Below are 6,902 nucleotides of genomic sequence, written 5' to 3' on the forward strand. Positions count from 1 at the left end.
CAATTATTAATTCGAAACATTAATCTTCCTGCATCTGTAAAAACCACAATCGAAAGTAAAATTAATGCCGAACAAGAAGCACAAAAAATGCAGTTTGTACTACAAAAAGAAAAGCAAGAAGCCGAGCGTAAAAGAGTAGAAGCACAAGGTATTGCAGATTACCAGAGAATTATTTCAATTGGATTGACTGATAAGCAATTGCAATACGAACAAATAAAAGCACAAAAAGAAATTGCCACTTCGTCTAATGCCAAAATTATTTTTATGGGCAAAGGAAGTGCGCCGGTTATTTTGTCGGATAAATAGTAACTGTTTGTTGTTTAGAGTTGAAAAACAAACCATAAACCATAAACAACAAACCAAAAACAAATAATTAAAAATGGAATTACCAAAATTTGTTCTAGCCGATAACTCCGATTTTCCAGATGATATATTTATTATTCACCTCGATTTTCCTCGTTTTATTATCAACTTAAAAGATGATGAGGTGGAGTTTTTAGAGGATTTAGAAGGAGAAGATGAGAAAGAATTAGAATCCGAAATGGAGCACTTAATTACGCTAGCGGGAGAATTCTATGATAGAGAAATGAGTGAGTTTGAAGATTGATTTAGTTTTTGCTAATAAACCTGATAACAAGGATTTGCATACGAACATAATGAATTAACTAGGTAATCAGTAAAATTACAATTATAAAAAACTGCTAAAAGAAATCGCTTCTAGCGGTTTTTCTATTCCAATCCCAACTGCCTATACCTACTATCCATTAAACTCACGTATTTCATTTTGTATTCTTCAGTCACAAAACTTTTTTCTAAAACAGCAAGCATTTCAGGTTTGGCATAAACAAATAGTTCCAAAGTGTTATCCAAAACTTTCTTATTCAAACCTCCGTTTTCAAAAGCTGCCAAAAAATCTTGGTATTTCAATTTTCTTTTTTTAGCATTTAATGTTAGTGCTAATTCTTCGGTATCATCAGGATTTATCAATGCTGTTGGTACTAAATCATAAGCAGGACAAAAACTCATTACATGACCTTCTTTTTCTAAAAGCGAAAAGTTTTTCAAGTGCATATCGCTATTTCCTGTAAAAAAGCTAAACAATACTTGCTCATAAAAATTACTCACATCCAACAATGGCGAACTAGAATATTTCAAAACCAATTTGGCAACTTGCTCATGACTTCCTTTGTATTTATCTTCGGTTAGGCGTTCGCTCAGCTGGCACATGTCTTCCATGTGTAGTTTTCCTTTTCGGGTTCTATCTACTCGTTTTGTGATGTAACATAAGGTTTCATCTTGTAGTTTTACCAAACTATTTGGCACTACATTTATGCCACAAACCGCTGCCATGTGCATCGTTGCGCTTTCTAATTCGGGTAATTGTGCAAAATGGTCAGAAGGTGGTTTTAAGATGTAATCGCCATAAAGCCCAACAATAGTCAGTTTTTTGGTTACATTTTTTTCTTGTTTTCTATACAAACTCAGCGATACCTTAGCTTGAACTCCCGTAACTGCCATTTGACTTTGGATAACTTGTGTTGCCAATTCTTGCAAATTATCCAAACTATAGGCAAGTTGAGGTGTTTTTAATTGTCCAAAAAAACGTTTGTTGCAAGCTTCATGAAAATCGGAAGTGGTATCTAAAAGCGGTTCATAACAATACAAGCAACGGTTACCATAAAAAGTACTTTTTTCTTGTACTTCTTTGGTAGAATTCTCTAATTGAGCTAAATATTTCTTTTTATAATTCTTCATTTTTCACAACACTTACGGCTCCTATGCAATCTTTGCAGCAGGTTAGGAGCAAACCCATTCGGTCTTTATAATTTATTTTCCAATTTTTTTCGGCTATATCCAAAAGCCATCCTTCGGGAATTAACCCATCAAAAAAAGCAAATAATGTTTTACTTTGAAAGGGTTTTTCGGTTAATGGTAATGTTAAACTCACGGCTTGAGCTTGGTTGTTTTGTAAATAGTCTTTATTGTATTCAAAGGAATAACCTGCGTCTGTTTCGCACACAACGCCACAAAAAACATTTTTCACATATACATTTCCGCTTCTGTTCATTACTTCAATAATTTTTCTCTATCCATTTGAACTACGCCTAATTCTTCTCCAAATAATCGCAAAACATCATTCACTTTGTCCATTCGTAAGGTGTTTTTCCCTTGTTCTAAATCTCTCACAAATCGCAAACCAACTCCTGCTTTTAGTGCTAATTCGGGTTGTGTTAATTTATTTTGCTTGCGTTTTGTCTTAACGTAAACACTAATGCCGTTTAGATTTTCTTTCATTTTTATACCTTTTAAAGCCCAAATATACTATTTTTTTAAATATTTATACCTAAAATAGTATATTTTTTAATTTTATTGAAATTTTATACCTTTTATGATATAAAATATGATTTTTTATTATTATTGAAGTAGATAGGGTATAAATTTAGAATTTATTTAAAATAAGCAGAAATTAAATCTAATGCTGCTGTAAAAGGTGATTTTCTGTTAGTAGCAACAGCTTTTTTGTTTTCTTCTAAAAGTTTTATAATCTCAGGATGATTATAGAAGTTTGATTTCAACTGGTCATTTATCGTTTCCATCATCCAATATTGGTTTTGTTCTTTGCGTTTTTCTTCAAAATAATGATTTGCTTTCACCAATTGAAAATAATCAGTAATCGTTTGCCAAACTTCATCAATTCCTTCTTTTGTAATTGAACTGCACGTTGACACAATTGGCGTCCAACCGGAACTTTTTGCAGGAAATAAATGCAAGGCACGGTTAAATTCAGTTTTGGCCAATTTGGCTTTGTTGACATTATCGCCATCGGCTTTATTAATGACAATAGCATCGGCCATCTCCATAATGCCTCGCTTGATTCCTTGTAATTCATCGCCTGCACCAGAAATTTTGAGCAACAAAAAGAAATCAACCATGCTGTGAACGGCAGTTTCACTTTGGCCAACACCAACGGTTTCTATAATAATGGTGTCAAAACCTCCTGCTTCACATAGGATAATAGTTTCTCGAGTTTTTCTAGCTACACCACCAAGTGTTTCTCCCGATGCGCTTGGTCGTATATAGGCGTTCTTATCTTTTACCAATTCCTCCATCCTTGTTTTGTCGCCAAGAATACTTCCGTGCGAAATGGTACTACTAGGGTCAACTGTCAAGACTGCAACTTTCTTTCCTACCGACGTTAAATAACTTCCAAACGCTTCAATAAACGTACTCTTTCCAACACCTGGAACGCCAGTAATTCCTATTCTAATCGATTTATTAGCATGTGGCAAACAAGCGTTAATTATTTCATTGGCTTTTGCCAAATGGGCTGGATTAGTGCTTTCTACTAACGTGATGCTTCGGCTTAATGAAGTTATATTTCCAGCCAAAATCCCTTCGAATAATTCCTTTGAAGTGGGTTGTACTTTTCGACTCTCTACAATTTTTTCCAATGAGGATTTACTAAAACTCCCTGGTTGAGTAATGCCATCTTTTTCCGTAAGTGCCGATTTTTTTGAGGATGGTTTCAAATTAATTTTGAATTTTTATTAAAACAAATTTACATTAAAAATAAATTACTACGAAGATGGAATTATTTCTTTGTTATTTTGTTGTTAATTCTTTTTAAAAAAGCGTTCATGCTTTCGAAGCAAAACTTTACTTTTACAGCAACAAAATAAGTATTGTGGCTTCTGAAACATCTATATTAGAAAATAAATCCGAATCAGTTCAAAAAACGATTTTCTCCATTCTATTTTCTATCAGTTTTGCTCATTTGCTCAACGATTTAATTCAAGCCATTATTCCATCGGTTTACCCCATTTTAAAGCAAAGTTACAATCTTTCTTTTTCGCAAATTGGATTAATCACTTTTGCTTTTCAGTTTTCGGCTTCGATTTTGCAACCGTTTGTGGGTTATTATACTGACAAGTATCCAAAACCTTTTTCACAAGTTTACGGTATGTTGTTTTCAATGGCAGGAATAGTATCGCTGTCTTTTGCTTCTACTTTTTATTGGATAGTACTTTCTGTTGTATTGATAGGAACTGGCTCCGCTATTTTTCATCCAGAATCGGCAAGGATTTCTAATTTGGCATCAGGTGGAAAACGTGGCTTGGCACAATCTATTTTTCAAGTTGGTGGCAACCTTGGATCGGCTCTTGGACCGCTTTTGGTCGCTTTAATTGTGGTGCCCAATTCTCAAAAATACATTCTTTGGTTTGTTATAGCAGCCGTTATTGCTTTGGGCATAATTTCCAAAATCGCGTTTTGGTATCGTGATCATTTGGAGTTGCGCAACAATAAAAAAGGAGAGTTTGTTAACTTTCACAACCTGTCAAAAAGCAAAGTCAAATTTGCTATTGGTGTATTGCTAATCCTTATTTTTTCTAAGTTCTTTTATTCGGCGAGTTTATCTACCTATTACACGTTTTATATAATAGAAAAATTCAATCTTTCCATACAGCAAGCTCAGTTTCACATGTTTATTTATCTCATCGCCTATGTGCTTGGAACTGTCATAGGCGGACCATTAGGCGATAAATTTGGGCGTAAATACATTATTTGGTTCTCCGTTTTTGGTGCTGCGCCATTTGCACTTTTGTTGCCTTATGCCAATCTTTTTTATACCGATGTATTGATGATCATTATTGGAATAATTATTTCATCAGCTTTTCCAGCCATTATTGTTTATGCTCAGGAATTGGTGCCTAAAAAACTCGGAATGGTTTCCGGACTTTTTTATGGTTTTGCCTTCGGAATGGGTGCTTTGGGTTCTGCTTTGTTGGGTGTCTTAGCTGATGCAACTTCTATTCAATACGTCTATCACGTATGCTCGTTTCTTCCATTGATGGGAATTATTTGTTATTTTTTGCCCAATTTGAAGAAGAAGTAAAGTTTGGATTTAGTACTTTTACTTCATAATTTTTTTATCGATGTCGCTATCACCCGAAATACTCCAAAAACTTACCACCATAGTTGGAGAAAAATATATTTTTTCCGATCAAGAAACTCGAAACCATTATGGTCATGATGAAACCGAAGATTATGTTTTTCCGCCAAGCGTAGTGGTAAAACCAGCGAATGCTAAAGAGATTTCCGAAATTTTAAAACTCGCCAACAAATTTAAAATTCCAACTACACCAATCGGAGCCAGAACAGGTCTGAGCGGCGGCGCTTTATCAATCTATGAAGGAATCGGTTTGTCAATGGAACGTTTGAATAAAATTCTGGAAATTGATGAGCAAAATTTACAAGTTACAGTTGAACCTGCTGTAATTACACAAGCAATGCGGGAAGCTGTATCCGAAAAAGGATTGTTTTATCCCGTTGATCCAAGCAGTATGGGAAGTTGTTGGATTGGAGGAAATATTGCCGAAAATTCAGGTGGAGCAAGAGCGGTAAAATATGGCGTAACCAAAGATTATGTGCTCAATCTTGAAGTAGTCTTACCCAATGGTGAAATCATTTGGACTGGAGCCAATACGTTAAAAAACTCTACAGGTTATAATCTTACTCAATTGATGGTAGGAAGTGAAGGAACACTGGGCGTAATCACCAAAGCAGTTTTAAAATTATTGCCAAAAAATAATCACAATGTGTTAATGATGGTTCCTTTTTACAAAGCACACGAAGCTTGTGAGGCGGTATCCGCTATTTTTCGTGCCGGAATTGTTCCTAGTGCTCTGGAGTTTATGGAACGCGACGCCATCGACTGGACAGTCCGATTTGTTGAAGGAATTAGCGTTACTATAAAGCCAGAACATCAAGCGCATTTGTTGATTGAAGTAGATGGGAATTATCCTGAAATATTGATGCTCGAAGCGGAAAAGATTTTAACCGTTGTAGAGGAATTTGAAATCGATGAGGTCTTATTTGCCGATACTGAAGACCAAAAAAATGCACTTTGGAAAATGCGTCGTGCTGTTGGTGAAGCTGTAAAATCAAATTCCATTTATAAAGAAGAAGATACGGTTGTTCCTAGATATGTATTGCCAGAATTATTAGCTGGAATCAAGAGCATAGGAGCGAAGTATGGTTTCAAATCGGTGTGTTACGGACATGCTGGTGACGGAAATTTACATGTAAACATTATTAAAACAGCTATGTCGGATGATAATTGGAACACTCAAGTGCCAATGGGTATTCGTGAAATATTTGAATTAACGGTTTCATTGAAAGGAACACTTTCTGGTGAGCATGGCATTGGTTACGTACAAAAGAATTTTATGGATATTGCTTTCTCCAAAGTACATTTGGAATTAATGGAACGCATCAAACACGTTTTTGATCCCAATAATATTCTAAATCCTGGGAAGATTTTCCCTGATGAACTTTAAATACTATTTTTAACCACAAAGTACACAAAGTAATAAAACCACAAAGCTCACAAAGATCTATTTCCCTGTGAGCTTTTTGCATTCTTAGTGTTTTCCTGCCGGCGGTTTGTGGATAAATTAGTCTCTTTTAGGACTATTCTTCTTCTCGCGTTTTTCAGCTTTTTTTTCTTTTGCGGTCTTCAGAGGTTCTTTTTTCACCGCTTTTTGAACGTCTTTTCCTTTTGCCATGATATGATATTTTAAATTGGTTTATGAATGATAGGAGTAAAGATAAAAAATATTTTTTTTATAAAACCAATTCTTTTTTCACACTTTGGTCAAACAAATAGTAAAAAATAGCTAAGTGATTGACATCATCAAAGTTGAAAAATTTCCATTCCTTGTTGGTGGTTTCGTCCATCGCAGAAACGAAAGTTGATATTTTCTTTACGTTAAAACTGTTTCTTTTGGGTTCAAAAGTGACTTCTTTGGTATTGTTGTTTTTTAGCAACCAAACTTTTTTTCGCTAGTTTATTTGGTATATTTAAATAACGCATTTGTTTAGGAATAGTAACACAGTATAGA

At 34.7% G+C, this 6,902-nt stretch carries 8 protein-coding genes and 1 pseudogene; 4 read left to right on the top strand and 5 right to left on the bottom strand.

The features are described 5' to 3' along the window. A pseudogene (locus tag ACK5ON_RS09935) lies at positions 1-306 on the top strand (prohibitin family protein); the annotation flags it as partial. A gap of 73 nt (positions 307-379) precedes the next feature. Next, complete coding sequence (locus ACK5ON_RS09940) at positions 380-607, top strand: hypothetical protein (protein WP_409822089.1); 228 nt, start codon at positions 380-382, stop codon at positions 605-607. Between the two features lie 122 nt (positions 608-729). Here ACK5ON_RS09940 and ACK5ON_RS09945 read toward each other — a convergent pair whose 3' ends face one another. From ACK5ON_RS09945 to meaB, 4 genes are all read right to left on the bottom strand, one after another. Further along, positions 730-1,755, bottom strand: coding sequence for a HipA domain-containing protein (locus ACK5ON_RS09945; protein WP_409822091.1), 1,026 nt, complete (start codon positions 1,753-1,755; stop codon positions 730-732). Beyond that, positions 1,742-2,068, bottom strand: a complete 327-nt coding sequence (locus tag ACK5ON_RS09950; protein WP_396174450.1) for a HipA N-terminal domain-containing protein — start codon at positions 2,066-2,068, stop codon at positions 1,742-1,744. The genes ACK5ON_RS09945 and ACK5ON_RS09950 overlap by 14 nt, the downstream gene beginning before the upstream one ends. Further along, positions 2,068-2,295, bottom strand: a complete 228-nt coding sequence (locus ACK5ON_RS09955) for a helix-turn-helix transcriptional regulator (RefSeq protein WP_396174448.1) — start codon at positions 2,293-2,295, stop codon at positions 2,068-2,070. Before ACK5ON_RS09955 ends, ACK5ON_RS09950 begins: the two co-directional genes overlap by 1 nt. Positions 2,296-2,447: 152 nt before the next feature. Beyond that, positions 2,448-3,536: a methylmalonyl Co-A mutase-associated GTPase MeaB gene (gene meaB, locus ACK5ON_RS09960; protein ID WP_409822100.1), complete on the bottom strand. Its 1,089-nt coding sequence runs from the start codon at positions 3,534-3,536 to the stop codon at positions 2,448-2,450. Positions 3,537-3,685: 149 nt separating this feature from the next. Between meaB and ACK5ON_RS09965 the strand changes: the two genes are divergently transcribed. Next, positions 3,686-4,894 (top strand): MFS transporter, encoded by a 1,209-nt coding sequence (locus tag ACK5ON_RS09965; RefSeq protein WP_409822094.1) that lies wholly within the window; start codon positions 3,686-3,688, stop codon positions 4,892-4,894. A gap of 40 nt (positions 4,895-4,934) precedes the next feature. Beyond that, complete coding sequence (locus tag ACK5ON_RS09970; protein WP_409822096.1) at positions 4,935-6,338, top strand: FAD-binding oxidoreductase; 1,404 nt, start codon at positions 4,935-4,937, stop codon at positions 6,336-6,338. A gap of 286 nt (positions 6,339-6,624) precedes the next feature. Here ACK5ON_RS09970 and ACK5ON_RS09975 read toward each other — a convergent pair whose 3' ends face one another. Then, positions 6,625-6,828, bottom strand: a complete 204-nt coding sequence (locus ACK5ON_RS09975; RefSeq protein ID WP_409822098.1) for a hypothetical protein — start codon at positions 6,826-6,828, stop codon at positions 6,625-6,627. Positions 6,829-6,902 lie beyond the last annotated feature (74 nt).

The sequence above is a fragment of the Flavobacterium sp. genome (genome assembly GCF_046317795.1).
Classification (GTDB): Bacteria; Bacteroidota; Bacteroidia; order Flavobacteriales; family Flavobacteriaceae; genus Flavobacterium.